At 54.7% G+C, this 23655-nt stretch carries 25 protein-coding genes; 5 read left to right on the top strand and 20 right to left on the bottom strand.

What is annotated here, in order from left to right:
* Positions 1-29 precede the first annotated feature (29 nt).
* Positions 30-881, bottom strand: coding sequence for a pyridoxine/pyridoxal/pyridoxamine kinase (pdxK, locus tag C3D30_RS07690; protein ID WP_000096632.1), 852 nt, complete (start codon positions 879-881; stop codon positions 30-32).
* A 104-nt stretch (positions 882-985) separates the two neighbouring features.
* On the opposite strand from pdxK, the gene C3D30_RS07685 reads away from it, so the two are divergent.
* Entirely contained in the window at positions 986-1354 is a 369-nt protein-coding gene (locus tag C3D30_RS07685) for a YfeK family protein (RefSeq protein WP_105285183.1), read from the top strand.
* 2 nt (positions 1355-1356) lie between these two features.
* Here C3D30_RS07685 and cysM read toward each other — a convergent pair whose 3' ends face one another.
* From cysM to ucpA, 6 genes are all read right to left on the bottom strand, one after another.
* On the bottom strand, positions 1357-2268 hold the full coding sequence (gene cysM, locus C3D30_RS07680) for a cysteine synthase B (protein WP_105286701.1): 912 nt from the start codon (positions 2266-2268) through the stop codon (positions 1357-1359).
* A 133-nt stretch (positions 2269-2401) separates the two neighbouring features.
* Positions 2402-3499, bottom strand: coding sequence for a sulfate/thiosulfate ABC transporter ATP-binding protein CysA (cysA, locus tag C3D30_RS07675; protein WP_105286700.1), 1098 nt, complete (start codon positions 3497-3499; stop codon positions 2402-2404).
* Entirely contained in the window at positions 3489-4364 is an 876-nt protein-coding gene (cysW, locus tag C3D30_RS07670; RefSeq protein WP_016158740.1) for a sulfate/thiosulfate ABC transporter permease CysW, read from the bottom strand. The genes cysA and cysW overlap by 11 nt, the downstream gene beginning before the upstream one ends.
* Positions 4364-5197: a sulfate/thiosulfate ABC transporter permease CysT gene (gene cysT, locus C3D30_RS07665; RefSeq protein ID WP_000458422.1), complete on the bottom strand. Its 834-nt coding sequence runs from the start codon at positions 5195-5197 to the stop codon at positions 4364-4366. The genes cysW and cysT overlap by 1 nt, the downstream gene beginning before the upstream one ends.
* On the bottom strand, positions 5197-6213 hold the full coding sequence (cysP, locus tag C3D30_RS07660) for a thiosulfate/sulfate ABC transporter substrate-binding protein CysP (protein ID WP_105286699.1): 1017 nt from the start codon (positions 6211-6213) through the stop codon (positions 5197-5199). Before cysP ends, cysT begins: the two co-directional genes overlap by 1 nt.
* Positions 6214-6370: 157 nt before the next feature.
* On the bottom strand, positions 6371-7162 hold the full coding sequence (ucpA, locus tag C3D30_RS07655) for an SDR family oxidoreductase UcpA (RefSeq protein WP_000517454.1): 792 nt from the start codon (positions 7160-7162) through the stop codon (positions 6371-6373).
* Positions 7163-7391: 229 nt separating this feature from the next.
* On the opposite strand from ucpA, the gene murQ reads away from it, so the two are divergent.
* Both murQ and murP read left to right on the top strand, forming a co-directional pair.
* The gene (gene murQ / locus C3D30_RS07650; RefSeq protein ID WP_001175639.1) at positions 7392-8288 is read left to right on the top strand and encodes an N-acetylmuramic acid 6-phosphate etherase; all 897 of its coding nucleotides are present in this window, start codon (positions 7392-7394) and stop codon (positions 8286-8288) included.
* Between the two features lie 3 nt (positions 8289-8291).
* Complete coding sequence (gene murP, locus C3D30_RS07645) at positions 8292-9716, top strand: PTS N-acetylmuramic acid transporter subunit IIBC (RefSeq protein ID WP_001040440.1); 1425 nt, start codon at positions 8292-8294, stop codon at positions 9714-9716.
* A 146-nt stretch (positions 9717-9862) separates the two neighbouring features.
* Here the strand turns inward: murP and yfeX are convergent, their stop codons facing one another.
* The 4 genes from yfeX to C3D30_RS07625 form a co-directional block, all read right to left on the bottom strand.
* Positions 9863-10762, bottom strand: a complete 900-nt coding sequence (gene yfeX, locus C3D30_RS07640; protein WP_000084590.1) for a porphyrinogen peroxidase — start codon at positions 10760-10762, stop codon at positions 9863-9865.
* A 95-nt stretch (positions 10763-10857) separates the two neighbouring features.
* Positions 10858-11433: an RpoE-regulated lipoprotein gene (locus C3D30_RS07635; RefSeq protein ID WP_000838931.1), complete on the bottom strand. Its 576-nt coding sequence runs from the start codon at positions 11431-11433 to the stop codon at positions 10858-10860.
* Positions 11434-11493: 60 nt separating this feature from the next.
* The gene (locus tag C3D30_RS07630) at positions 11494-11943 is read right to left on the bottom strand and encodes a DUF2919 domain-containing protein (RefSeq protein WP_024212565.1); all 450 of its coding nucleotides are present in this window, start codon (positions 11941-11943) and stop codon (positions 11494-11496) included.
* Positions 11930-12355 carry a GNAT family acetyltransferase gene (locus C3D30_RS07625; RefSeq protein WP_000406000.1) on the bottom strand — a complete coding sequence of 142 codons (426 nt, stop codon included), beginning with the start codon at positions 12353-12355 and terminating at the stop codon, positions 11930-11932. The genes C3D30_RS07630 and C3D30_RS07625 overlap by 14 nt, the downstream gene beginning before the upstream one ends.
* Positions 12356-12568: 213 nt before the next feature.
* Here C3D30_RS07625 and amiA point away from each other — a divergent pair, with 213 nt between their 5' ends.
* Positions 12569-13438: an N-acetylmuramoyl-L-alanine amidase AmiA gene (gene amiA / locus C3D30_RS07620; RefSeq protein WP_000102903.1), complete on the top strand. Its 870-nt coding sequence runs from the start codon at positions 12569-12571 to the stop codon at positions 13436-13438.
* Between the two features lie 3 nt (positions 13439-13441).
* A complete protein-coding gene (gene hemF / locus C3D30_RS07615) occupies positions 13442-14341 on the top strand; it encodes an oxygen-dependent coproporphyrinogen oxidase (protein ID WP_105286698.1) in 900 nt (299 codons plus the stop codon).
* 5 nt (positions 14342-14346) lie between these two features.
* On the opposite strand, the gene eutR is transcribed toward hemF, so the two are convergent.
* The 9 genes from eutR to eutJ all read right to left on the bottom strand — a co-directional run bounded on the left by eutR (position 14347) and on the right by eutJ (position 23649).
* A complete protein-coding gene (gene eutR / locus C3D30_RS07610) occupies positions 14347-15399 on the bottom strand; it encodes an HTH-type transcriptional regulator EutR (RefSeq protein ID WP_105286697.1) in 1053 nt (350 codons plus the stop codon).
* Between the two features lie 45 nt (positions 15400-15444).
* Positions 15445-15933, bottom strand: coding sequence for an ethanolamine utilization microcompartment protein EutK (gene eutK, locus C3D30_RS07605; RefSeq protein ID WP_010350327.1), 489 nt, complete (start codon positions 15931-15933; stop codon positions 15445-15447).
* Between the two features lie 12 nt (positions 15934-15945).
* The gene (gene eutL, locus C3D30_RS07600) at positions 15946-16605 is read right to left on the bottom strand and encodes an ethanolamine utilization microcompartment protein EutL (protein ID WP_001111028.1); all 660 of its coding nucleotides are present in this window, start codon (positions 16603-16605) and stop codon (positions 15946-15948) included.
* A gap of 9 nt (positions 16606-16614) precedes the next feature.
* Positions 16615-17502 (bottom strand): ethanolamine ammonia-lyase subunit beta, encoded by an 888-nt coding sequence (gene eutC / locus C3D30_RS07595; RefSeq protein WP_000372334.1) that lies wholly within the window; start codon positions 17500-17502, stop codon positions 16615-16617.
* A gap of 20 nt (positions 17503-17522) precedes the next feature.
* Complete coding sequence (gene eutB, locus C3D30_RS07590; RefSeq protein WP_000769998.1) at positions 17523-18884, bottom strand: ethanolamine ammonia-lyase subunit alpha; 1362 nt, start codon at positions 18882-18884, stop codon at positions 17523-17525.
* Between the two features lie 11 nt (positions 18885-18895).
* Positions 18896-20299, bottom strand: a complete 1404-nt coding sequence (eutA, locus tag C3D30_RS07585; RefSeq protein WP_105286696.1) for an ethanolamine ammonia-lyase reactivating factor EutA — start codon at positions 20297-20299, stop codon at positions 18896-18898.
* Complete coding sequence (gene eutH / locus C3D30_RS07580; protein WP_105286695.1) at positions 20296-21522, bottom strand: ethanolamine utilization protein EutH; 1227 nt, start codon at positions 21520-21522, stop codon at positions 20296-20298. Before eutH ends, eutA begins: the two co-directional genes overlap by 4 nt.
* A 116-nt stretch (positions 21523-21638) precedes the next feature.
* Positions 21639-22823, bottom strand: a complete 1185-nt coding sequence (gene eutG, locus C3D30_RS07575; protein WP_105285176.1) for an ethanolamine utilization ethanol dehydrogenase EutG — start codon at positions 22821-22823, stop codon at positions 21639-21641.
* Complete coding sequence (eutJ, locus tag C3D30_RS07570) at positions 22816-23649, bottom strand: ethanolamine utilization protein EutJ (protein ID WP_000929743.1); 834 nt, start codon at positions 23647-23649, stop codon at positions 22816-22818. Before eutJ ends, eutG begins: the two co-directional genes overlap by 8 nt.
* Positions 23650-23655 lie beyond the last annotated feature (6 nt).

Raw genomic sequence — 23655 nt, 5'->3', positions numbered from 1 at the left:
GAAAAATGGCGCCCATCGGCGCCATTTTTTTATGCTTCTAACAGCGGCGGCAAAATCAATTCATCGCTCTCATGCTGCTGGGTATAACGCATTACCTCCAGCACACGTAAGCCCGCGCTGTGTACCGCGTCGGTTAACGCCTTCCCTTTCAGTAATCCACTGATAAGCTGGGCACAAAACAGATCGCCAGTACCTTTCAGGTCGGTTTTTACCCGTGAATGGGAAATGACATTCACGCTATCGGCACTGACCACCACCACCTGCATCTCCTGATGTTCTTCATTACCGGAGGCGCTGGTAACAACCACCCATTTTAATGTCTCTGAAAGCAGACTTTTTGCGGCAGCAATGGCGCTGTCGAGGTCACGACAATTTTTACCGGTCAGGATTTCCAGCTCAAAGATATTTGGCGTAATCCCCTGCGCCAGCGGCAGTAAATATTGCCGATACGCATCGGGAAGATCAGCTTTGACGTAAATACCGCTATCAATATCGCCAATCACCGGATCAACCATAATCAGCAAGTCAGGATGCTCTTCGCGTAAGGCTGTCAGCCATTCGGCAAGGATTTTGATTTGCGATGCTGTCCCCATATAGCCCGTGGTAACAGCGCGAAGTTGGCGCAGCGCATCACGCTCCTGAAGCGCACGCAAATAGCCGCTAAACCACTCGTCCGGAATCGCACCACCGTAGAACGTATCATAATGCGGCGTATTGCTCAGCAAAACTGTCGGCACGGCAAAGACATTCAGGCCGTTCTGTTTAATCGCAGGCACGGCGATGCTGTTGCCTACGCTGCCATACACCACCTGCGACTGCACGGCGACGATATCCGCCTGCAGCGCCCTGCTCTTATCGTTAAACAACAACAAACTACTCATTTAGTTTTTTCTCCTTGCCGATGATCCCCATCGTATTCCAACCGAAACTTTACCTGATTCTGGCAGTCAAATCGGCTAACACAAAACAAGGATAAGGTAATTCAATGAAGAAAATCATTTGTCTGGTCATTACGCTGTTAATGGCACTCCCCGCTTACGCGAAGTTAACAGCCCATGAAGAAGCCCGCATCAACGCCATGCTCGAGGGATTAGCACAGAAAAAGGATTTGATATTTGTGCGCAACGGCGATGAACACACCTGCGATGAAGCGGTTTCCCATCTGCGTCTGAAGCTGGGCAATACCCGTAATCGTATTGATACTGCCGAGCAATTTATTGATAAGGTTGCCTCGTCATCATCGATTACCGGAAAGCCTTACATTGTGAAGATCACTGGTAAGAGCGATGAAAACGCGCAACCTTTTTTACATACGTTAATTGCCCAGACGGATAAAACAGTACCTGCGCAATAAACTCAAATCCCCGCCCCCTGGCTAAAGTGCTCTTCGCCAAATACGCCAGTGGAAAGGTAGCGATCGCCGCGATCGCAGATGATCGCTACCACCACCGCGCCAGGGTTGGCTTTTGCCACGCGTAGCGCGCCTGCAACGGCACCGCCGGAGCTAACACCGCAGAAAATACCTTCCCGCACCGCCAGTTCGCGCATGGTGTTTTCCGCATCGCGCTGATGAATATCCAGCACCTCATCCACCAGCGAGGCGTTGAAAATCCCCGGCAGATATTCCGCTGGCCAGCGGCGAATCCCCGGAATGCTGCTGCCCTCTTCTGGCTGCAGGCCAACAATGGTCACCGGTTTGGATTGTTCACGCATAAACCGTGACACACCGGTAATGGTGCCGGTTGTCCCCATGCTGGAAACAAAATGGGTAATGCGCCCACCGGTCTGCTGCCAGATTTCCGGCCCGGTGGTGGTGTAATGGGTGTAGGGGTTATCGGGGTTGTTGAACTGATCAAGCAACTTGCCTTCGCCCCGGTTCGCCATTTCCAGCGCCAGATCGCGCGCACCTTCCATGCCTTGTTCTTTGGTCACCAGAATCAGCTCAGCACCGTAGGCACGCATCGCCGCACGGCGTTCCTGGCTCATGTTGTCAGGCATCAGCAATTTCATGCGATAGCCTTTTAGCGCGGCGATCATTGCCAGCGCAATGCCGGTGTTACCGCTGGTGGCTTCAATTAACACATCGCCCGGTTTAATTTCTCCGCGTTTTTCCGCCTCGACAATCATCGATAGTGCCGCGCGATCTTTCACCGAACCTGCCGGATTATTACCTTCCAGCTTTAACCAGACTTCACTGCCGTTATTCGGCCCCATTCGCTGTAATTTCACCAGAGGCGTATTGCCAATTGTTTGTTCTAATGTACTCACGATCTCTGTCCATACGTGGTGTTGCCTGATGCGACGCTTGCGTGTCTTATCAGGCCTACAGGTTACAAACCTTGCCATTAAAAAGCCCGGATCGCGGGAAGCGCCTCCGGGCGTTTAACATTCACTCAACCTATCAGGCGCTTTGTGCGAGGGCAAGTTCCTCATCGCGGGTTTCAATACGCTCGTCGCCGTTATACAGCCGCGCATGTTGCAGCCCGACGAACAAACGATCGCCGCGCTGCGGAGCATCGTCACCACGCATAACCACAGTTAGCGGGTCGTCATACCATCCCAGCGGCTGCACCACTAATTGGGTGTAGTGGCCTTTCGGGCTGGCTTCCAGTACCTGAACCGGCAGCGGCGAATCGAGGCTGGTACGGCGGCTGATATCCACTTCCCACGGGCGCAGGAAGAGATCCACCGGCCCCTGATACGCAGGCGTATATCCCAGCGGCCAGCGATGTGCGCCAACGTGGAACTGCCCGCCGCGAATGGTTCCCTGCAGGCGGTTCACTTCGCCCATAAATTCGAGCACAAAACGGGTCGCAGGTTCGCGCCATACCTGATCCGGCTCATCGGCCTGTTCGATATTGCCCTGGCTCATCACCACCACGCGGTTGGCGACTTCCATCGCCTCTTCCTGGTCGTGGGTGACGAATACGCTGGTGAATTTCAATTCTTCATGCAGTTGACGCAGCCAGCGACGTAGCTCTTTACGCACCTGCGCATCCAGCGCGCCAAACGGTTCATCGAGCAGCAGAATTTGCGGTTCAACGGCAAGTGCGCGCGCCAGTGCCACACGCTGCTTCTGACCGCCGGAAAGCTGCGCCGGATAACGATCCGCCAGATGCGCAAGCTGAACCATCTCCAGCAACTGCGTGACTTTTGCTTTGATGGCTGCTGCATTCGGGCGCTCACGACGCGGCAGCACCGTCAGGCCGAAAGCGATGTTTTCGAACACGGTCATATGGCGGAACAGCGCGTAATGCTGGAACACAAAACCGACTTTACGATCGCGCGCGTGCAGGCGGCTGACGTCGGTGCCGTGGAAGCGAATATGCCCGCTGGTTTGATGTTCCAGCCCGGCAATAATGCGCAGCAGCGTGGTTTTCCCGGAACCGGACGGCCCCAGCAGCGCGACCATCTGACCTGAAGGAATATCCAGTGAGATATCGTTCAGCACCTGGGTGCGACCAAAAGACTTCTTAATCCTGGCAATCTCAATGCTCATGATGTTCCTCCTGCTGCGCGCGTTTTTCCTGATTCTCCAGGCGCCACTGCAACATACTCTTTAAAAACAGGGTGATAATCGCCATCAGCGTCAATAACGCCGCAGCGGTAAAGGAGCCAACTGCGTTATAGTCCTGCTCCAGCAATTCAATCTGTAACGGCAGCGACAGGGTTTCGCCGCGAATCGAGCCAGAAACGACCGACACCGCGCCAAACTCACCAATTGCGCGGGCGTTGGTCAGCACCACGCCGTAGAGCAGCGCCCAGCGAATATTCGGCAGCGTGACGCGCCGGAACATCTGCCAGCCGGATGCACCAAGCAAAATCGCCGCTTCGTCCTCCTGACTGCCCTGGCTTAACATCACCGGCACCAATTCGCGTACCACAAACGGGCAGGTGACGAAAATCGTCACCAGTACCATTCCCGGCCAGGAGAACATAATTTGCAGGTTATGCTCGTCGAGCCAACCGCCCAGCGGGCCGTTGGAACCGTAGAACAGCAGATAAACCAGACCAGCAACCACCGGCGACACGGCAAACGGGATGTCCAGCAGCGTCAGCAGCAACTGACGTCCCGGAAAATCAAAACGCGTCACCAGCCAGGCCAGCAGAATGCCGAACACCAGGTTTACCGGCACGGCAATCAGTGCAATCATCACCGTCAGCCAGATGGCGTGCAGCATGTCCGGATCGGCCAGATTCTGTAATACCGGCATCAGCCCTTTGCTGAACGCCTGCACGAAGATATAAATCATCGGCACCAGCAGGATGAACGCCGAAACCAGCATCCCGGTGCCAATCAGAAACCATTTGCCCCAGTTAATCGGGCGCGCGTCATAACGCTTCAACTGTGTCACTTCCGCCATTAATGACCTACCACACGCCGACCAAAGCGACTTTGCAGAGTGTTAATTGAGAACAGCAGCAGCAGTGATGCCGCGAGGATCACCGAGGCAATCGCGCTCGCCGCCGGGTAATCAAACTCCTGTAACCGCACAAAAATCATCAGCGACGTCACTTCCGTCTTCCAGGCGATATTCCCGGCGATAAAAATCACCGCGCCAAACTCACCAAGACTGCGGGTAAACGACAGCGCCACGCCCGCCACCAGCGCCGGAGAAAGTTCCGGCAGCACCACTTTGCAGAAACTCTGCCAGCGCGTTGCACCGAGCGTTTCCGCCGCTTCTTCATATTCCGGGCCTAACTCTTCCAGCACTGGCTGCACCGTGCGCACCACAAACGGGATGCTGGTAAAGGCCATCGCCACCGCAATCCCAAGCCAGGTGTAGGTGACTTTGATATCAAATTTTGCCAGCCACTCGCCGTAAAAGCCGTTCACGGAAAAGAGCGAGGCCAGCGTTAAACCCGCGACCGCCGTCGGTAGCGCAAAGGGTAAATCCATCAGTGCATCAAGCAGAGTGCGCCCCGGAAAGCGGTAGCGGGTTAAGATCCACGCCATCAGCAGACCGAAAACACCGTTAAAAATCGACGCCACAAACGCCGACAGCAATGTTACTTTGTAGGCCGCGACCACCTGCGGGTTGGTGACCACCTCCCAGTACTGCGCCCAGCTCATCTCAGAAAGCTGCATCACCAGCGCGGAGAGCGGCAGCAGCAAAATCAGGCAGACAAACAGCAGACTGGTGCCGAGGCTTAAGGTAAAGCCCGGCAGCACGCGTCTGGAGGAGACGGCAAACATCAGTTACGCCCCGCCGCTAACAGCTTGTCTAACTCGCCGCCGCTGGTGAAGTGGGTTTTCATCACTTCCGGCCAGGAGCCAAATTTATCTTCCACGCGGAACAGCTCGGTCTGCGGGAATTTGTCTTTCAGTTTGTCCATGACTTCCGGGTTATTTACGCGATAGTAGTAGTCGGTGATGATGGTTTGCGCCTGCGGGCTGTAGAGCCAGTTCAGATAGGCTTTTGCTGCTTTTTCCGTGCCGTTGGCCTGCACGTTTTTATCCACCCACGCCACCGGGAATTCCGCCAGAATGTTGGTTTTCGGAATCACCACTTCAAAGCCCTGCGCTTCATACTGCTTACGGATGTTGTTCACTTCCGATTCGAAGCTGATCAGCACATCGCCCAGACCGCGCTCGGCAAAGGTGGTGGTCGCGCCACGACCTCCGGTATCGAACACTTCGACGTTCTTCAGGAACTGGGTCATAAACTGTTCGGTTTTGGCTTTATCGCCACCGTCGGCTTTATCCGCTGCGCCCCACGCGGCTAAATAGGTGTAACGCGCATTCCCTGAAGTTTTCGGATTCGGGAAAATCAGCTTCACATCAGTTCGCACCAGATCGTTCCAGTCGTGGATATTCTTCGGGTTGCCCTTACGCACCAGGAATCCCATCGTGGAGTAGAACGGCGAACTGTTATTCGGCAAACGCGACTGCCAGTCGGCCGGGATCAGTTTGCCTTTGTCATGCAGGATTTGTACGTCGGTCACCTGGTTATAAGTGACAACGTCTGCTTTCAAGCCCTGCAAAATTGCCAGCGCCTGTTTTGATGACCCGGCATGAGATTGTTTAATCGTCAGTTTGTCGCCAGCGTTATCTTTTGCCCACTGCTGTTCAAACGGGGTATTCAGGGCGGCAAACAGCTCGCGGGAGACGTCATAAGAACTGTTCAGCAGTTCCGTTGCCTGCACGTGACCAGCCAGCAGCAGAGAAGCGACCAGCGCGAGTGAGTTCTTTTTCAGTAAGTTAACGGCCATTGCGCACCCTTATATATTTAATGACTTTCTAATAGCCATCATATTTATAACGGGCATGAAAGGAGTAACGGTTTTATATACCGTTTGGTGATTTGGAAGTTGAAAAGGGAATAAGACGAAATCCTCCCCACACATGCAGGGAGGAAACAGAGGTGAATCAGATGCCGACGCTGACCGTCTCCGGCAGTGTGCTGCCACCATCGATCACATTCTGTGTACCGGTTAAATAGCTGGATTCATCCGACGCGAGGAAGGCCGCCAGCTCACCGACTTCCAGCGGATCGGCGAGGCGACGCAGCGGGATTGCTTTCGCCATTTCAGTCAGTACCGATTCCGGATCTTGCGGATTTGACTGGCGGGCAATGCTTTCCGCCATTGGTGTGCGAACGTATCCAGGGCAGATTGCGTTAACGCGAATCCCCGACTGCGCGTACTCCACTGCCAGCGATTTGGTCAGCCCCACAATCGCCGCTTTCGTTAAGGCATACGCCGTTTCGCCCGGATCGGCCACCATATCGCCGGTGACCGAAGACATCATCACAATGCGACCATCTTTGCGGGCAATCATTTCCGGCAGCACCGCTTTCGTGACGTTCCACACGCCTTTAATATTGATATCAATATGGAAATCGCGATCGTCATCGCTCATTTCAAGAAAACTACCCAGACGGCAAACACCTGCGTTATTCACCAGAATATCAATGCGCCCTTCTTTTTCCTTCGCGCGCTTGATCGCTGCCGTAACTGACGCCGGGTCGCGTACATCAGCAATTACCGCCGTACAGCGATGACCACGACCACACAGCTCATCCGCCAGCTTTTCAATCTCAGGGGAGATATCCAGCAAGATTAGGTTTGCGCCATGACGCGCAAAGGTTCTGGCAATTCCTTCACCAATGCCTTGCGATGCGCCCGTAATCAGTGCTGTCTTGCCCGTGAGTTTACCCATTTCAAGTTTCTCCTTTTGAATACAGAGCATTACGCTCTATTGTCCCTACCATACCTGAATAACAGATCAATGCTGAGGAGTGGATCTAAATTCAGGAAAATCTTAAGTAAAATCTCCCATAACCACAACTCTGTCATTGTATGCATTCCCTGCTGTACATAATCAGGCAGGGAGATATGATTCACTCCATATGAAATTATTCGAAGGCAAATATTTAAGGTGATTGTATATGCAACTTGAAAAAATGATTACTGAAGGTTCGAACAGTGCCTCGGCTGAAATCGACCGCGTATCGACGCTGGAAATGTGCCGAATTATCAATGATGAAGATAAAACCGTTCCATTGGCCGTTGAGCGAGTACTGCCGGATATCGCAGCGGCGATTGATGTCATCCACGCCCAGGTGAGCGGTGGTGGTCGTCTGATTTATCTCGGTGCCGGGACTTCCGGTCGGCTGGGGATTCTGGATGCCAGCGAGTGCCCCCCAACCTACGGCGTGAAACCTGGTCTGGTGGTTGGTTTGATTGCTGGCGGCGAATATGCCATTCAGCACGCGGTGGAAGGCGCGGAAGACAGCCGGGAAGGCGGCGTCAACGATCTGAAAAATATTGCTTTAACGGCGCAGGATGTGGTTGTCGGTATTGCTGCCAGTGGTCGCACGCCGTATGTGATTGCCGGGCTGGAATACGCTCGCCAGTTAGGCTGCCGCACGGTCGGTATTTCCTGTAATCCCGGTAGTGCTGTTTCAACAACCGCAGAGTTTGCTATTACGCCAGTCGTCGGGGCTGAAGTGGTTACCGGTTCTTCGCGGATGAAAGCAGGTACGGCGCAGAAACTAGTGCTCAACATGCTCTCCACCGGGCTGATGATTAAGTCAGGAAAAGTGTTCGGCAACCTGATGGTCGATGTGGTCGCCACCAACGAAAAACTACACGTGCGCCAGGTCAATATTGTCAAAAACGCGACCGGATGTAGCGCGGAACAGGCGGAAGCGGCGCTAATTGCCTGCGATCGCCACTGCAAAACAGCGATTGTAATGGTCTTGAAAAATCTCGATGCCGCAGAAGCGAAAAAACGCCTGGCGCAGCATGGGGGTTTTATTCGTAAGGCTCTGGAAAAGGAATAACCTATGGCTAAAGAGATCAGCAGTGAGCTTCTGAACACCATTCTTACCCGCGTCGGCGGCGCGGGAAATATCGCCAGTTGTGGTCACTGTATGACGCGTCTGCGTCTCGGTGTACATGACAGTTCACTGGTTGATCCTGATATCAAAACGCTGGAAGGGGTGAAGGGTGTCATTTTGACCAGCGATCAAGTACAGGTGGTATTTGGGTCGGGCAAAGCGCATCGTGCCGCAAAAGCAATGAGCGAGTTGTTGGGTGAAACACCTGTGCAGGATGCCGCAGAAATCGCCGCCCAGAACAAACGTCAGTTAAAAGCCAGACAAACCTCTGGCGTGCAGCAATTTCTCGCCAAATTCGCCACTATCTTTACGCCGCTAATTCCTGGATTTATTGCCGCCGGTCTATTGCTGGGGATTGCGACGTTAATTGCTACGGTGATGCACGTTCCGGCAGATGCCCAGGGAACGCTGCCCGACGCACTGAATTTTATGAAGGTATTCAGCAAAGGCTTATTCACCTTCCTGGTGATTCTGGTGGGCTATAACGCCGCTCAGGCCTTCGGCGGCACGGGTGTAAATGGCGCAATTATCGCCGCACTCTTTCTGCTCGGTTATAACCCAGCAGCCACCACCGGTTACTACGCTGGTTTTCACGATTTCTTCGGCCTGCCTATCGATCCGCGCGGCAATATTATCGGCGTACTGATTGCCGCCTGGGTCTGCGCCCGCATTGAAGGTATGGTGCGTCAATTTATGCCGGACGATCTCGACATGCTGCTAACCTCGTTAATCACTCTGCTGATCACCGCCACGCTGGCATATCTGGTGATTATGCCGCTGGGAGGCTGGTTATTCGAAGGCATGTCCTGGCTGTTTATGCATCTGAACAGTAATCCACTTGGTTGTGCTGTACTTGCCGGGCTGTTCCTGATTGCCGTGGTGTTTGGCGTGCATCAGGGCTTTATTCCCGTTTATCTTGCCTTAATGGACAGCCAGGGTTTCAACAGTCTATTCCCGATCCTTTCAATGGCAGGCGCGGGTCAGGTGGGTGCGGCACTGGCGCTTTACTGGCGCGCGCAGCCGCACAGTGCCTTACGCAGCCAGGTGCGCGGGGCGATTATTCCTGGTTTGCTGGGCGTGGGTGAACCGTTGATTTACGGTGTAACCCTGCCCCGCATGAAACCGTTTGTTACCGCTTGTTTAGGCGGCGCGGCGGGTGGATTGTTTATCGGGTTGGTCGCATGGTGGGGTCTGCCGATGGGTTTAAACAGCGCCTTTGGGCCGTCTGGCCTGGTGGCGTTGCCGCTGATGACTTCGGCACAAGGTATCCTTCCGGCAATGGCGGTTTACGCTGGCGGGATCCTGGTGGCATGGATTAGCGGGTTCATTTTCACCACGCTCTTTGGCTGCCGTAACGTCAATCTGGACTAAGCCGTAACTTAGAAACAAAACAGCCCGATACGCTACGCTTATCGGGCCTGCAGGTTAACTGCAATTTATTGAATTTGAACGATCATACAAGCCGGATAAAGCATTTACGCCGCTCCGGCAAGACGCTACAGGTGCGTGAGTAAAACTTACAGCGCCATCAGTTTGTCCAGCGACGGCGCGAAGTAATAGCCGCCAGTGACCGGTTTGGTGAAACGTAACATTGCGTCACGTTTGCCATCGGTATCGCCAAACATGCTCAGCAGCTGCTGCTCAATGTTGTGCAGACGTGCGCAGTAAGCGCAGAAGTACAGACCGTGCGTACCGCTGGCGGTGCCGTATGGCAAGCTCTGGCGAACAATCTTCAGCCCTTTGCCGTCTTCTTTCAGATCAACGCGGGTCAGGTGCGAGGTTTCCGGGCGTTCGTCGCCGTCAATCTCTTCGTTGGCTTCTTTAGTACGACCGATCATCATCTCCTGATCATGAACGCTCATACGGTTAAGCTGCTTCAGGTTATGTTCCCAACGCTGTACAAACACGTAACTACCGCCTGCATCCACGCCGTCTTTGATAACCGCCACTTCGCGACGCGTCTCTTCACCCGCCGGGTTTTCTGTACCGTCAACAAAGCCGCTCAGGTCACGTTCCTCAACCCAACGGAAGCCGTGGATCTCCTCTTTCACTTCAATGCAGTCACCAAAGGCTTCCATCGCCGCCTGGGCGACAGAGAAGTTTACGTCATGACGCAGAGAAAGAATGTGGATCAACACATCAAACTGGGTCGTTGGCGCAAGACCTTTACCGTAACCCGGAAAATCTTTCAGCTCTTCGGCACCCACGCCGCCGCTCAGAGCACGCCAGGTGTTGTTGCCAAAGGCAACCACCGCGCCGAGATGCGCATCCGGGAATTTTGCTTCAAAGGTTGCCAGTTTATCGGCAAAGGTTTTACTGGCCGCACGCAGGGCATCAACTTCCCCTTTAACGTTGGCTTCAATCCAAATCGCTGCGCGGCAATGTTCTGGCAAAATGCCACTCTGAACCTGAGACATTGTTCCTCCTGAAAATAAGAATGCCACGCAATCCGTGGCATTGTTGGGCGCTATCTTACGTGTTTTTTTGCGGCGGCGGTTTGTTCAGACGCAAATTAACGCCGCCAGATAATTTTACTGACTTTCCAGTTTTTCAGGGTATCGTCTGAAGGCATTAACCCTTCAGGACCACTCCACTCACCGCTGAACTGGTAGCTAATATGTTGGCTGCCTTCGGCTTTACATTCCACAGCACGATTATCATCACCGTCGGCTTTTTGGCAATTGCCAAATGCTTTGCTGTAAAGGTCGCTAAACGGTGTTCCGATTTTAACACCCGTGTCAGCAGGAATATCGCTATCAAGCACATCAATGCGGCTGATTGTGCCCTGATCGCCATTAATCACCATCGCCACGTTGTCGCCTTTCATCACTTCGAAAAAGCGCACAACATTACCGTTCGCAGTTTTCATTCCGCTGCGCAGGCGATAATCACCATCAAGCGCATCGGCAATGGCTTGTTCTTGTAGCGGCGTAGACGCCGTTAATTCACCCACCCCCTGCTCGCTCACTTTGGTGGACGACCCAAACCAGTTCCACGGGTTAGCGGCAGACCAGTTAACTGACGACATGGTGGAACAGCCGGTCAGCATCAACGGCATAGCGCATAACAATAAACGCAGCGATTTCATGTCACTTCCTTTGGTTATTCAATAACGTTGCTTGGAGTGCAAATTCACCAAAAAGTGCCGTTATTCTTTTTCTTCATTAAAACAAGCGCGTAAACGTCGATTGGTCAAAAGCCAGATTAACGCCACAATATCCGCCACTACCAGCGCCAGACCGATACCGCTAACCGATTCGCCGTTCAGCCACAGCCACGGTTGCCAGCAAAGTAAAACCACTTGCGCTAACAGCAACAGAAAATAGAGCCCATGCCAGGTGCGAGGAAACGTAGCCCGCCGACCACTCAGCAAAAACGCCAGCACCGCCGGAATGCCGGGAATCAACCCCAGCCAGAAATTATCGTGATCGGGATAAAACAGATTCAGCAGCGCAGTCCCCTGCTCGCGCGATGCACCGGCAATCACAAACAGTACCCAGGTTCGCGCCTGTAGCAAAAGCACAATCCAGAAGAGAAAAGGTAAACGCAGGCGTCCGTGCGCATCATAATGGACAGGATGAAACTCAGTACTCTTCATCTTCAATCAAACGCTTACCCAGACTCAGCACATCGGCGTGTTCATATCCCAGACGTTCATACATCCCAAGCACCATGTCGTTATCTTCCGGCACGTTGATCTGAATTTTCGGGCAACCACGAGCAATCAGCTTTTTCTCCAGCCGATTAAGCAGCGCATTGGCAATCCCACGCCCGCGAAACTCAGGATGCACGCCAAGATAATAAGCAGATCCGCGATGCCCGTCATAACCCCCCATCACCGTTCCGACCACTTCACCGTTCACCTCAGCGACCAGAAACAAACTGACGTCATGGTTCATCTTGCGCTCGATGTCCATTTCCGGATCATTCCACGGACGCAGCAAGTCGCAACGCTCCCAAAGGGTGATGACCTCTTCGAAATCTTCCTGGCGAAATACGCGTATCTCCATGGTATTCGTTACCTTTTTGCGGGTTAAAAGGGTGATTATGGCGTGAACGGTTGAATTAGCCAATATCTGACGAAAATCGGTTGAAAAAGTGGCATAATGGGGAGTTGTCAACTATTGAAATGAAAAGTAAAACAATTCTCAACAGCAAACGGTCGTAACGGATTACGCGATACGATATAACATCTGGAACTTTATTATTACAACTCAGGCCGTATGAGCACTTTTAAACCACTAAAAACACTCACTTCGCGCCGCCAGGTGCTGAAAGCCGGATTGGCTGCCCTGACGTTGTCAGGAATGTCGCAAGCCATCGCCAAAGAAGAACCTTTAAAAACCAGTAACGGACATAGCAAGCCAAAAGCCAAAAAAGCTGGCGGCAAACGTGTCGTTGTTCTCGATCCAGGCCACGGCGGGATTGATACCGGAGCGATCGGTCGCAACGGTTCGAAAGAAAAACACGTGGTGCTGGCGATTGCTAAAAACGTCCGTTCCATTTTGCGCAATCATGGCATTGATGCGCGTTTAACGCGTTCTGGCGATACGTTTATCCCACTGTACGATCGCGTTGAAATCGCCCATAAACATGGCGCGGATCTGTTTATGTCAATTCACGCCGACGGCTTTACCAACCCAAAAGCCGCTGGTGCATCAGTCTTTGCCCTCTCTAACCGTGGCGCAAGTAGTGCGATGGCAAAATATTTGTCGGAACGCGAAAACCGCGCCGATGAAGTTGCCGGGAAAAAAGCGACTGACAGGGATCATCTATTGCAACAAGTGCTGTTTGATCTGGTGCAAACAGATACCATTAAAAACAGCCTGACGCTTGGCTCGCATATCCTGAAGAAGATTAAGCCGGTGCATAAACTTCACAGCCGCAACACTGAACAAGCCGCGTTTGTGGTGTTGAAATCACCGTCGGTTCCTTCAGTGCTGGTGGAAACTTCGTTTATCACCAACCCGGAAGAAGAGCGACTGTTAGGCACGCCGGCGTTTCGTCAGAAAATTGCCTCTGCCATTGCCGAAGGCGTGATCAGTTATTTCCACTGGTTTGACAACCAGAAAGCACACTCGAAAAAGCGGTAAGTTATGAAGCCCGACGCACACCAGGTTAAACAGTTCCTGCTCAACCTTCAGGACACAATTTGCCAGCAGCTAAGCGCCGTCGATGGCACAGAGTTTGTCGAAGATAGCTGGCAGCGCGAAGCTGGTGGCGGCGGGCGTAGTCGGGTGTTGCGTAATGGTGGAGTTTTCGAACAGGCGGGCGTTAACTTTTCTCACGTCCACGGTGATGCGATGCCGGCTTCCGCCACCGCTCATCGCCCGGAACTTGCCGGGCGCAGTTTTGAGGCGATGGGCGTTTCGCTGGTCGTGCATCCGCATAACCCGTATGTCCCCACCAGCCACGCGAATGTGCGCTTTTTTATTGCCGAAAAACCAGGCGCCGATCCTGTCTGGTGGTTTGGCGGTGGCTTCGACTTAACCCCCTTCTATGGCTTTGAAGAAGACGCCATTCTCTGGCACCGCACCGCCCGCGACCTGTGCCTGCCATTTGGTGAAGACGTTTATCCACGTTATAAAAAGTGGTGCGACGATTACTTCTACCTCAAACATCGTAACGAACAGCGCGGCATTGGCGGGCTGTTCTTTGATGATCTGAACACACCAGACTTCGACCACTGTTTCGCCTTTATGCAGGCGGTAGGCAAAGGCTACACCGACGCATACTTGCCTATTGTTGAGCGACGTAAAGCGATGGAATACGGCGAGCGCGAGCGTAATTTCCAGCTCTACCGTCGCGGGCGTTATGTCGAATTCAACCTGGTCTGGGATCGCGGCACGCTGTTTGGCTTGCAAACCGGCGGGCGCACCGAATCAATCCTGATGTCAATGCCGCCGCTGGTACGCTGGGAGTACGATTATCAACCGGAAGAAGGCAGCGCGGAAGCGGCGTTGAGCGAGTTTATTAAGGTCAGGGATTGGGTATGATTTCCTCACCCCAACTCCTGCATCCGCTGATGCAGCGTCAGTGACGGCTTCTCAGCAAACAGTTGCTGATAATCCGTGGCAAATTGCCCCAGATGCCAGAATCCCCACTGCATGGCGGCGTCTTTTACCGTTGTGCTTTGCGACCACGGGCTTATCAGTTCGCGGCGCACAGCGTTCAGGCGAATGCGTTTCAGCCACGCGTTCGGGCCGATGCCTAAAATAGCGTGAAACGCGTTTTGTAGCGTGCGGCGACTGACATGCAGTTGATTGCACAAGTCCAGCACAGTCACCGGTTCGGACATGTTTTCCAGCACATATTCGCGGGCGCGGGAAAGCAAACGGCGGTAACTCTGATGACTAATGCTTTCCGCCGTCACCATTGGCTGCGCTTCTTCCAGCATCGTCCCCATCGCCATAAGCAAATTATCCCCCAGCACTTTACGCACCGCAGGCTGATGCAAATTCTCGGGATTCTCGCAAAACGTCGCCAGCGCCTGCTGGACAAAACCCCACAGAGCGGCTTTATGCTGCTCTTTCACTTCAAGCGCCGACTGGCTACGCAGCATATGTAATACCCGATCAGGATTATGCAAAAAGTTAGCCTGCCGGGTAATGACATCTTCAGAAAGCACCACGCCAAGGATCGTGTAATCGTCAGGCGTACTTAATTCAAACTCAGTGCCACCAGGGCGTGTGGCAATTTCTGCGCTTCCCAGACATTGCGAACCGATAAATCCCTGTTCGCCACGCGTCGCCGGAATGCCAAACCAGAAAGAGTTCGGCCAGACCAGGCACGACTGACGCAGCGCCAGACCGGTGTATTCACGGAAAACCTGAATATCATCAAGCAGGATTTCCGTAAATTCACCATGAAACTTGCCCGGATGGAGCTGATCGTAAATCTGCTGCCAGGCGGTAATCGTTAAAGCATGTTCATAGACATCCGTTGTCTGTCGTTGATGAACATTATCCACTTCGACCTTCGGCGTGAGCTTCAGGTTTTCGGGTAAGGGTTCATGATAAAGATGGTGCAAATTGGCTGTACGGGTCTTTTTCATGATGTTAATGCCGGATGTTGTATGACATCCGGCACCTCCGACAGGTTAATGGGGCTTGAGACGATAACGACTACTGCGTTTACGCAACGTCCCGGCAGAAAAGAGCTGTTCGAGCGCATTTCTGGCTTTTTCCAGCGGCCAGCCAAAGTGGGCAGCCACTTCTCCTGCCGTCATTCCCTGACGTACTGATGTTAACAGCGCCAACAACTCGTCAGCAGATCCCTCGGCAATAGCGGACGCGTCAGGTTGCTTCGGCTGGCGGTTAAAGCCAGTAACCAGCCACTGGGTGTCATCATCAGGCCGACCGATTTCCTTACGGCTGATGACGCGCCCGGTACGCATCGCGGCGGCACAACCTGCGTCCAGCGCCGCACGACACGCCGCCAGATCACCTTCCACCACCAGCGTTAAGCGACCAGGGTCAAGCACTTCGTGACTGAGCAGACGCACGTTAGCCGCTTTCAGCATGGCATCTGCCGCATCTATCGCGGCGACCATGCCGTCCACTTCCAGCAATCCCAGTGCATTGATCATCGGCAACCTCCGTTACGCACGCTGGATTGGATTACGCGCGATTTCCAGCACGGCATCGGTAAAGGCGTTGCAGGCTGCTTTACACGCGGCCTGGCTACCGGTTAAAAATGCCGCTGAATAGTTGGTTTCTGACGGTGGCGGGACATAGGTCACCAGTTGCACGTCGGCAGATTTCAGCGCCGCATCAATGCCGTAGGTCGCTTCCAGCGGCGGTGCCACCAGATACGCCAGCGGATCACCGAGCGTAATTCCGGCGGTTGATGAGAGATAAGAGCCGGTACGCGAAACCACATGAGCGAGGAATGCCGTATCTTGCTTATCGTTCGCCCACTGGAACGCCGCGCCATTTTCAATATGCGCAACCATCGCATCCAGACCGGCACGCACTTCCGCTGGGTTTGGCCCGCCGAGCATAATTAGCACTTCACCGGCAGTCGGTGACGGCCCGTGCGCCGCCCCGGCATACAGCGAGCGGCCATAAACCACTTCGACCATCGCCTGCTTGGTCGCTTCGTCAGCCGCAATGTAAGTTACGTCATCAGAATCAGCAGAAATCAGCCCGAGGCTACGAATATGCGGCGGCAATTTCAGTTCACGCGCAAAATCAGCGTTAACGGAGGCTATCACCCGCATGGCGGTGACCGACGGTCGAATCAAATCTAAAGCTGGCATGATGCCTCCTTATCGGGTCATGTTGATGCCGGATGCTTTCTGCTCCAGCATACGTTTCGCCAAATCCACAATGACGGCTGCGGCTTCAACCGGCGGCGTACCGCCCTGGTGAATGTTAGAGATACAGGTGCGATCGGCCTCAACGGTGGTCGCCATACGCGGTGAGTAAACGGCGTAGCAGGAAAGACTTTCCGACTGTCCTAACCCCGGGCGTTCGCCCACCAGCAGAATCACCACTTTCGCGCCGAGAAGTTCGCCAATCTGGTCTTCAATCTTCACGCGACCATAACGAACAAAGAACGGCGTACCGACTTTCAGTCCCGCATGTTGCAGACCCGCCATCAGCGGCGGCAGGATCTCTTCATAGTTCACGGTGATCGCGTCAGTAGACAGGCCATCGGAGACAACGACCTGTACGTCCGGATTAGCAACGCACTGTGCTTTCAGGGCTTCAACGGCTTCCGCACACAGACGACGCCCCATGTCCGGGCGAGTCAGGTAGAGATTTTTGTCGCTGATTTCAGAGCGTACTTCCAGCAGCCCCTGCGCTTTCACCCACTCTTCCGGCACTTCTTTCAGGACGGTGTCTTTCGAACGCGAGTGGTCGGCCAGGAAACGCAGCAGCGCCTGAGTACGCGGACGCGGACCGGCACGACCGGTACAGACGCGAGCCACGGTGCTGCGGCGCAGTTCCGTCAGGACGTCTGCGCGATGCGGATTTTCCACGCCAATCCATGCCTTCGCTTCAGCGGAACCTAAATCCAGCGCGCAGCTTTCAGAGGTCACCGGCGCAGCGCACGTTGTGGTGGCGCATTTTGTTTCCGCTGGCGCGGCATCCGCCTGTCCCATTGACGCCATCACGCTGCGTACAATTTCTTCAATCTGTTTTTGATCCATGATGTGTTATCTCCGCGTCATCAGAAGAACAGTGACGGATCGCCCGCCCGTTTGGTCAGGCGACCGTTTGCCATAATGCCCATGCTTTCCAGCCAGCGTTCAAACTCCGGTGACGGACGCAGGTTGAGTAACTGACGCACTGTGGCGGTGTCATGGAAGGCGGTGGTCTGATAGTTGAGCATGATGTCATCGCCCAGCGGCATCCCCATGATGTAGTTGCAGCCTGCGGTAGCAAGCAGGATCATCAGGTTTTCGTTGAGGTTCTGGTCAGCGTCAGCGTGGTTGGTGTAGCAGCAGTCACAGCCCATAGAGATGCCGCTCAGCTTGCCCATAAAGTGATCTTCTAAGCCCGCACGAATAATCTGCCGGTCGTTGTAGAGATACTCTGGCCCAATAAAGCCGACCACGGTGTTGACGATAAAGGGGTCGTAATGACGCGCCAGCCCGTAGTTACGCGCTTCCATCGTCACCTGGTCTGCGCCGAAGTTCGCGCCAGCGGAGAGCGCAGAACCTTGTCCGGTTTCGAAGTAGAGGCAGTTTTCCCCAGCAATACGGTTGAACTCCGCGCCCACTGCGCGCGCTTCGTCAAGCATCGCCAGTTCCACGCCAAACTCTTTCAGCCCTTTTTCACTGCCGCAAATACTCTGGAAAATCAGCCCGCCCGGCGCGCCGCGACGAATCGCTTCTATCTGGGTGGTGACATGCGCCAGCACGCAGCCCTGGGTTGGAATATTGAATTTGTCGATCACACCGTAAATGGTATCCAGCACACGGCTTAAGTTTTCCACGTCGTCCGTCACCGGGTTGACGCCAATCACCGCATCGCCTACCCCAAAGGAAAGCCCTTCGTAGATTTGCGCGGCGATACTTTGCACATCGTCACGGGTATCATTTGGCTGCAAACGGGCGCTGAAAGTGCCTGGGATACCGATGGTGGTATTGGCCTTTTTGATCACCGGCATTTTCTTCGCGCCGTAGATCAGATCCGCGTTGGAGCAAATCTTCGCAACCGCTGCGACCACTTCCGAGGTCAGCCCTTTGCGGGTAAAAGCAATGTCGTCAACGCTGGTCTCGTCGCTCAGCACATACTCGCGCAGCTCGCTGATACTCCAGTTTTTAATCTGGTTGTAGGCCGTTTCGTTAACGTCATCCTGAATCAGCCGCGTGACGCAGTCCTCTTCATAAGAAATCACCGGATTATTGCGGATATCCGCTACCGTCATTTCCGACAACACCTGCTTTGCCGCCACGCGCTCCTGCGAGCTTGCCGCAGCAACGCCCGCCAGCACATCCCCCGAACGCAGTTCGTTGGCTTTAGCCAGCACCTCTTTTACATCCTTAAACTGATATACATTGCCGAACAATGTGGTCTTTAGTTTCATAAGTCGTTCCCTCAGGAAGGAAATGCGAGTGATTTCACCGTCACCGGCACAACCGATCCGCCAAAAAGAGGCGTACCAATGTCGATATAGTCCCCCGCGCGGACAATCACTTCGTCAATGACTGCCAACGGGAGTTGTTGTAGCTGTGGGCGCAACAACATGCCCAGAGCTTTACCAAAGTCCTGCCCGGCTACCACCAGCAGGGGATGCGGATTCGGAAAACGCGCGACGAAATCGACCAGCGCGTTGATGACCGTCAGTACCGAGGCGTAACGCACCGGAAGCCCGATGGGAAGCGCCAGCACGTACGCGTCAGTTTTGGGGCAAAGATCAAGCTGAATCAGCGCCTGTTGCCAGGCATTCACCAGATCCGTTTCATCAATGGGGATCGCCACCGGCAGATTGCGCAGCGGCAGTTGTACGCCCTCCAGCCAGATAGTGCTGCCCGAGAGCGAAAGGGTATGCGCGCCCGCGCCAATCACCGTGGCGCGCACGGTTTGCGCCGGAAACTGCACATTCATTTCACGCAGGCGGGGATGCTCATGCAGCGCCGTTGCCAGAAGCGGGCCAATATCGGCAAAACAGAACGGGTCAGCGGGCTGGTGGCGATAACATTCGCCAACTCCGCCGGAGAGCGTAATGATTTCGGGCGTAACACCTGCCGGCAGCAAACCGGTTTGCATCAATGCCTGCGCGAGCGGCGAGAGCGTTCCGTCAATCACTTCGACAATCAGTTCTGCCATCCGCCGGGTGACCTGCACCAGCTGCGCGCCAGTCAGCGAACGGGCGTCGGTGCCTGCGCCGAAGCACTCATCCACAATCATCTGCCCCGGTTTATGGGCGTAAACCACGCGTCCCTGGCTGTCGGTTTCCAGCAGGCGACCGCCAACGTTCAGGCAGGCAGTCCCGCTGATTTTTCCAGCTTCGAACAAGGCGTAGTTCGCGGTGCCGCCGCCGATGTCGATATTCAGTACCCGACACAGCCGTTGTTCAGAGAGGGTTTGCGCCCCGGCACCGTGGCCTGCAATCACCGATTCGAGATGCGGTCCGGCGCTGGCGACGACAAAATCGCCCAGCGACCGGGAGAGCGTCATCACCGCCGGACGGGCGTTGCGGGTTTTCGCGCTTTCGCCGGTGATGATGATGGCTCCGGAATCGACGCTTTCCGGCGCGATGCCCGCAGCCTGATATTGCTCGAGGATTAAGGTTTTCAGTTCCGCTTCTTTTAAACCGCCCTGTTTATCGACAGGGGTAAAGAACACCGGGCTTTGCCAGCTAATTTCGCGTTTGATAAATTCGTAGCGCGGCACCTGCGACACCGCCGCACGGTTAACCAGTTCCAGATGGGAGAAGATCACCTGAGTGGTAGTGGTGCCGATATCGATACCGACGCTCAGTAGCTGGCGAGTGCTCACGATTGCGCCTCCGCTGCGTTTTTAGCCGTTGCCGCGTTTTCTTTTGGCACCAGCATCATCGCCACGCCAATCGCCGTGACGCCGCCAATCAACTTGCCGACAATCATCGGGAAGATCATGGCGTTCATGTTGGCAGCCGCGAAGCCTAAATGGTCGCCCAGGGCGAAGGCTGCGGAAACGGCGAAGGCGCAGTTGATGACTTTGCCGCGAGTATCCATCTGCTTCATCATGCCGAACATCGGGATATTGTTGGCAAGCGTCGCCACCATGCCTGCTGCCGCGATATTGTTCATATTCAGCACTTTACCGACGCTCATCAGCGGTTTTTCAAACCAGCGGGTCAGCAGCAGTACCATCGGATACGCGCCAAGCAGGACGCAGGAGATCGAGCCGATAACTTCAATCGCGCGCATCACTTCGCCAGGTTTGTCGCCAGGCGCCATAAAGATCGGATCAAGACCGGGGATCAGTTCCCAGCCAAGCAGGAATTTCACCACCGCAGCGGCAAGACCGAGGGTGATTAATGCAACGAGAAATTTGGCGAAGATCTGGAAGCCGTTGATCATTTTTTCCGGGATGAACTTCAGCCCCAGCGCCACCAGCACCGCAACGATAAGTACCGGGATCATGTTCATCAGGATCAGCGCGAAGGTGAACTCCACCGGCTGACCGTTGATCTGTACGCCGGAGTACATTGCCACCAAGCCACCGGCAATACAGCCAATCGGAATAGTCACAATGCCCGCCAGCACGCCGAGCGCCAGGTAACGACGATCTGAGGGTTCGATAATGCCGAGCGCCACCGGAATGGAAAACACAATCGTTGGCCCCATCATCGATCCGAGAATTAACCCAGAGTATAGCCACGCTGCTACGTCACCGCCCGCCAGCTCTTTGGCGAGGAAGAAGCCGCCCATATCACACGCCAGCAGTGTTCCGGCAAACATGGAAGGGTTTGCGCCGAGCACTTCATAAACGGGGATGATTACCGGCCCAAGTACATGCGCCAGTACCGGTGCCAGCGCGGTCATACCGACCATTGCCAGGCCAAGCGCGCCCATTGCCATAAATCCTTCTTCAAACTGACCGCCGGATCCTTCGATACTTTTACCGAACTTACCGAGGAAACGAGCAGAACCACCGAACTGCGACAGGATCCTGTCTACGGCAGCTATCAGCATAAAGAACATCATGATGTACATGATGATTTCGTTAATTCCCATCGCCTTTACTCCCTGTTAGTTGTTATTTATTGGTGGATGCGGCGTAAACGCCTTATCCGCCCTACATGTGCAATCCCGTAGGCTGGATAAGACGCGGCAAGCGTCGCATCCGGCATTTATTGCGCCGCTGCGTACAGGCCGACAATCTGTTCCAGGCTGGCGGTACGCGGATTACTGCGCAGACAAATATCTTCCAGTGCGGCCTGCGCCCATGCGCCGTAATGCGCAGATGTCGCACCAACATCGCCCAGTCGTTTACTAATCCCGACTTCTGCAATCAGCTCACTAACCGCGTTAATAGCATCACGCTCGTCGGATTTTTTAGTTCGCAGCGCCCTGCCTACCTGGCTAAAACGTTCGCGGCATACCATCCGGTTAAACTCCATCACCGTTGGCAGCAGCATGGCATTCGCCAGACCGTGCGGAATATGCAGCGCCGCCCCCGGCTGATGCGCCATCGCGTGGCATAACCCAAGCCCCGCACTGGAAAACGCCATTCCCGCCATACATGAAGCCAGCAACATGCTCTCGCGCGCGGCAAGGTCATGACCGTAACCCACCGCTTTCGGCAACGATTTACCAATCATCGCAATAGCGCCAATCGCCAGACTGTCGGTAAACGGTGTGGCGTTCAGTGCGCTATACGCTTCAATGGCATGGGTTAACGCGTCGATGCCGGTCATCGCCGTCACATGCGACGGCACGCCTTCGGTTAGCGCGGCGTCGAGGATCGCCACATCCGGCATCAGCGAGGCATGTGCTAACACCTGCTTGCGCCCGCTCACCGCGTCGATAATCACCGTTACGTTGGTCGTTTCAGAGCCGGTTCCGGCGGTAGTAGGAATGGCTATCAGCGGCAGGCGCGGTTGCAGAACGCTGGTTTCTGACATCTCTGCCAGCGTGCTATCGGGATTCGTCACCAGCAACGCCACGGCTTTCGCCGCATCGAGCACCGATCCACCGCCAAACGCAATCACCCCATCGCAACCTGATTCACGCAGTTGCGCTACAGCCGCACACACGTCGGTAATGCACGGTTCGCCCACCGGACACGGCCAGAGCGTCATGGCGATACCTTTTACCGCCAGGCTACGCGTCAGCCCAGCGGTCATCCCCGCCTGATGCAAAAAGCTGTCTGCCATCACGAACAGATGTTTCAACCCGCGCGTTTGCGCTTGCTGTCCGCAACTGCTCACCGCACCAGAGCCGCAAAGCGTCACCGGCGGGACGCTAAATGTTTTTACCCGTTGCAGATTCAGGGTATCGAACGCCTGAAAGAGCGCCGTTTGCAATTCATGCATAGATCCCCTCCGCCTTCTCTCGCCCGCTACTGGCAATCGCCAGCGGGGTCATAAACAAACTGTGCTGCGGTAAATGCACCTGTAACGCCGGGAATTGTTTGCGAAACAGTTCCGCCACGCCCGGTTGCATACAGGAGCCGCCTGCCAGCCATAAATCAGTAATGCCCTGCCCCGCGATATGCCGCGCGACAATGTCCGCCATTTTTTCGTACACCGGTTTCACCGCAGGCCAAATCTCTTCGCCGTGACCCCGCTTGTACTGCTCCGCCTCTTCCAGCGGAATACGACGATTTCCGGCGAGAGTCAGAGAGATGTGATGCCCGCCGGTGGCTTCATCCGCCGAGTAGGTCACTTTGCCCTGTTTCACGATGGCAATACCGGTGGTGCCGCCACCGATATCCACTACGCCGGCGTTATCCAGTTGCAGCAAATCCGCCACCGCCGTTGGCTCATCCAGCACATGGCTCACTTCCAGTCCGGCAGATTCCAGCACGTTGATGGAAATACGCGGGTCAGTACCCGGAGGAAATGACGTCGCCGCATGGCTAAAACGGCGACCGAATTGCTGCTCGAGGGCGTCGAGATGGCGACGAACAATGGTGACCGCACCGAAGAAATCCCAGACGATGCCGTCGCGAACCACATCAGCCCAGTCGAGGCACACCGCCACCGGCTGACCTTCGCGGTCAACGACCATCGACACCACATCGCAGGTGCCCAGATCCACCCCCAGCCACAGCGGAGATTTCGTCGCAGCAGGCGTCTGGTTACACAGCGTTGCCGCAGTTTGCAGTCGAGGGGTGAGCCATTGTTCGTCGTGCGCCATCGGTTA

It is taken from the genome of Escherichia sp. MOD1-EC5433 (assembly GCF_002966005.1).
GTDB lineage: Bacteria > Pseudomonadota > Gammaproteobacteria > Enterobacterales > Enterobacteriaceae > Escherichia > Escherichia ruysiae.
The sequence above is the reverse complement of the archived record's forward strand: the minus strand, read 5'-3'. Positions and strand labels throughout refer to the sequence as shown.

What these genes read in the sequence shown, in the direction of transcription:
- eutH (WP_105286695.1), bottom strand. Translation starts at nt 21,522, where the DNA reads ATGGGAATTAACGAAATCATCATGTACATCATGATGTTCTTTATGCTG.
- cysT (WP_000458422.1), bottom strand. Translation starts at nt 5,197, where the DNA reads ATGTTTGCCGTCTCCTCCAGACGCGTGCTGCCGGGCTTTACCTTAAGC.
- pdxK (WP_000096632.1), bottom strand. Translation starts at nt 881, where the DNA reads ATGAGTAGTTTGTTGTTGTTTAACGATAAGAGCAGGGCGCTGCAGGCG.
- eutK (WP_010350327.1), bottom strand. Translation starts at nt 15,933, where the DNA reads ATGATCAATGCACTGGGATTGCTGGAAGTGGACGGCATGGTCGCCGCG.
- C3D30_RS07685 (WP_105285183.1), top strand. Translation starts at nt 986, where the DNA reads ATGAAGAAAATCATTTGTCTGGTCATTACGCTGTTAATGGCACTCCCC.
- murQ (WP_001175639.1), top strand. Translation starts at nt 7,392, where the DNA reads ATGCAACTTGAAAAAATGATTACTGAAGGTTCGAACAGTGCCTCGGCT.
- eutC (WP_000372334.1), bottom strand. Translation starts at nt 17,502, where the DNA reads ATGGATCAAAAACAGATTGAAGAAATTGTACGCAGCGTGATGGCGTCA.
- eutR (WP_105286697.1), bottom strand. Translation starts at nt 15,399, where the DNA reads ATGAAAAAGACCCGTACAGCCAATTTGCACCATCTTTATCATGAACCC.
- eutG (WP_105285176.1), bottom strand. Translation starts at nt 22,823, where the DNA reads ATGCATGAATTGCAAACGGCGCTCTTTCAGGCGTTCGATACCCTGAAT.
- eutB (WP_000769998.1), bottom strand. Translation starts at nt 18,884, where the DNA reads ATGAAACTAAAGACCACATTGTTCGGCAATGTATATCAGTTTAAGGAT.
- amiA (WP_000102903.1), top strand. Translation starts at nt 12,569, where the DNA reads ATGAGCACTTTTAAACCACTAAAAACACTCACTTCGCGCCGCCAGGTG.
- cysP (WP_105286699.1), bottom strand. Translation starts at nt 6,213, where the DNA reads ATGGCCGTTAACTTACTGAAAAAGAACTCACTCGCGCTGGTCGCTTCT.
- hemF (WP_105286698.1), top strand. Translation starts at nt 13,442, where the DNA reads ATGAAGCCCGACGCACACCAGGTTAAACAGTTCCTGCTCAACCTTCAG.
- eutJ (WP_000929743.1), bottom strand. Translation starts at nt 23,649, where the DNA reads ATGGCGCACGACGAACAATGGCTCACCCCTCGACTGCAAACTGCGGCA.
- cysA (WP_105286700.1), bottom strand. Translation starts at nt 3,499, where the DNA reads ATGAGCATTGAGATTGCCAGGATTAAGAAGTCTTTTGGTCGCACCCAG.
- cysW (WP_016158740.1), bottom strand. Translation starts at nt 4,364, where the DNA reads ATGGCGGAAGTGACACAGTTGAAGCGTTATGACGCGCGCCCGATTAAC.
- C3D30_RS07630 (WP_024212565.1), bottom strand. Translation starts at nt 11,943, where the DNA reads ATGAAGAGTACTGAGTTTCATCCTGTCCATTATGATGCGCACGGACGC.
- yfeX (WP_000084590.1), bottom strand. Translation starts at nt 10,762, where the DNA reads ATGTCTCAGGTTCAGAGTGGCATTTTGCCAGAACATTGCCGCGCAGCG.
- murP (WP_001040440.1), top strand. Translation starts at nt 8,292, where the DNA reads ATGGCTAAAGAGATCAGCAGTGAGCTTCTGAACACCATTCTTACCCGC.
- ucpA (WP_000517454.1), bottom strand. Translation starts at nt 7,162, where the DNA reads ATGGGTAAACTCACGGGCAAGACAGCACTGATTACGGGCGCATCGCAA.
- C3D30_RS07635 (WP_000838931.1), bottom strand. Translation starts at nt 11,433, where the DNA reads ATGAAATCGCTGCGTTTATTGTTATGCGCTATGCCGTTGATGCTGACC.
- eutL (WP_001111028.1), bottom strand. Translation starts at nt 16,605, where the DNA reads ATGCCAGCTTTAGATTTGATTCGACCGTCGGTCACCGCCATGCGGGTG.
- C3D30_RS07625 (WP_000406000.1), bottom strand. Translation starts at nt 12,355, where the DNA reads ATGGAGATACGCGTATTTCGCCAGGAAGATTTCGAAGAGGTCATCACC.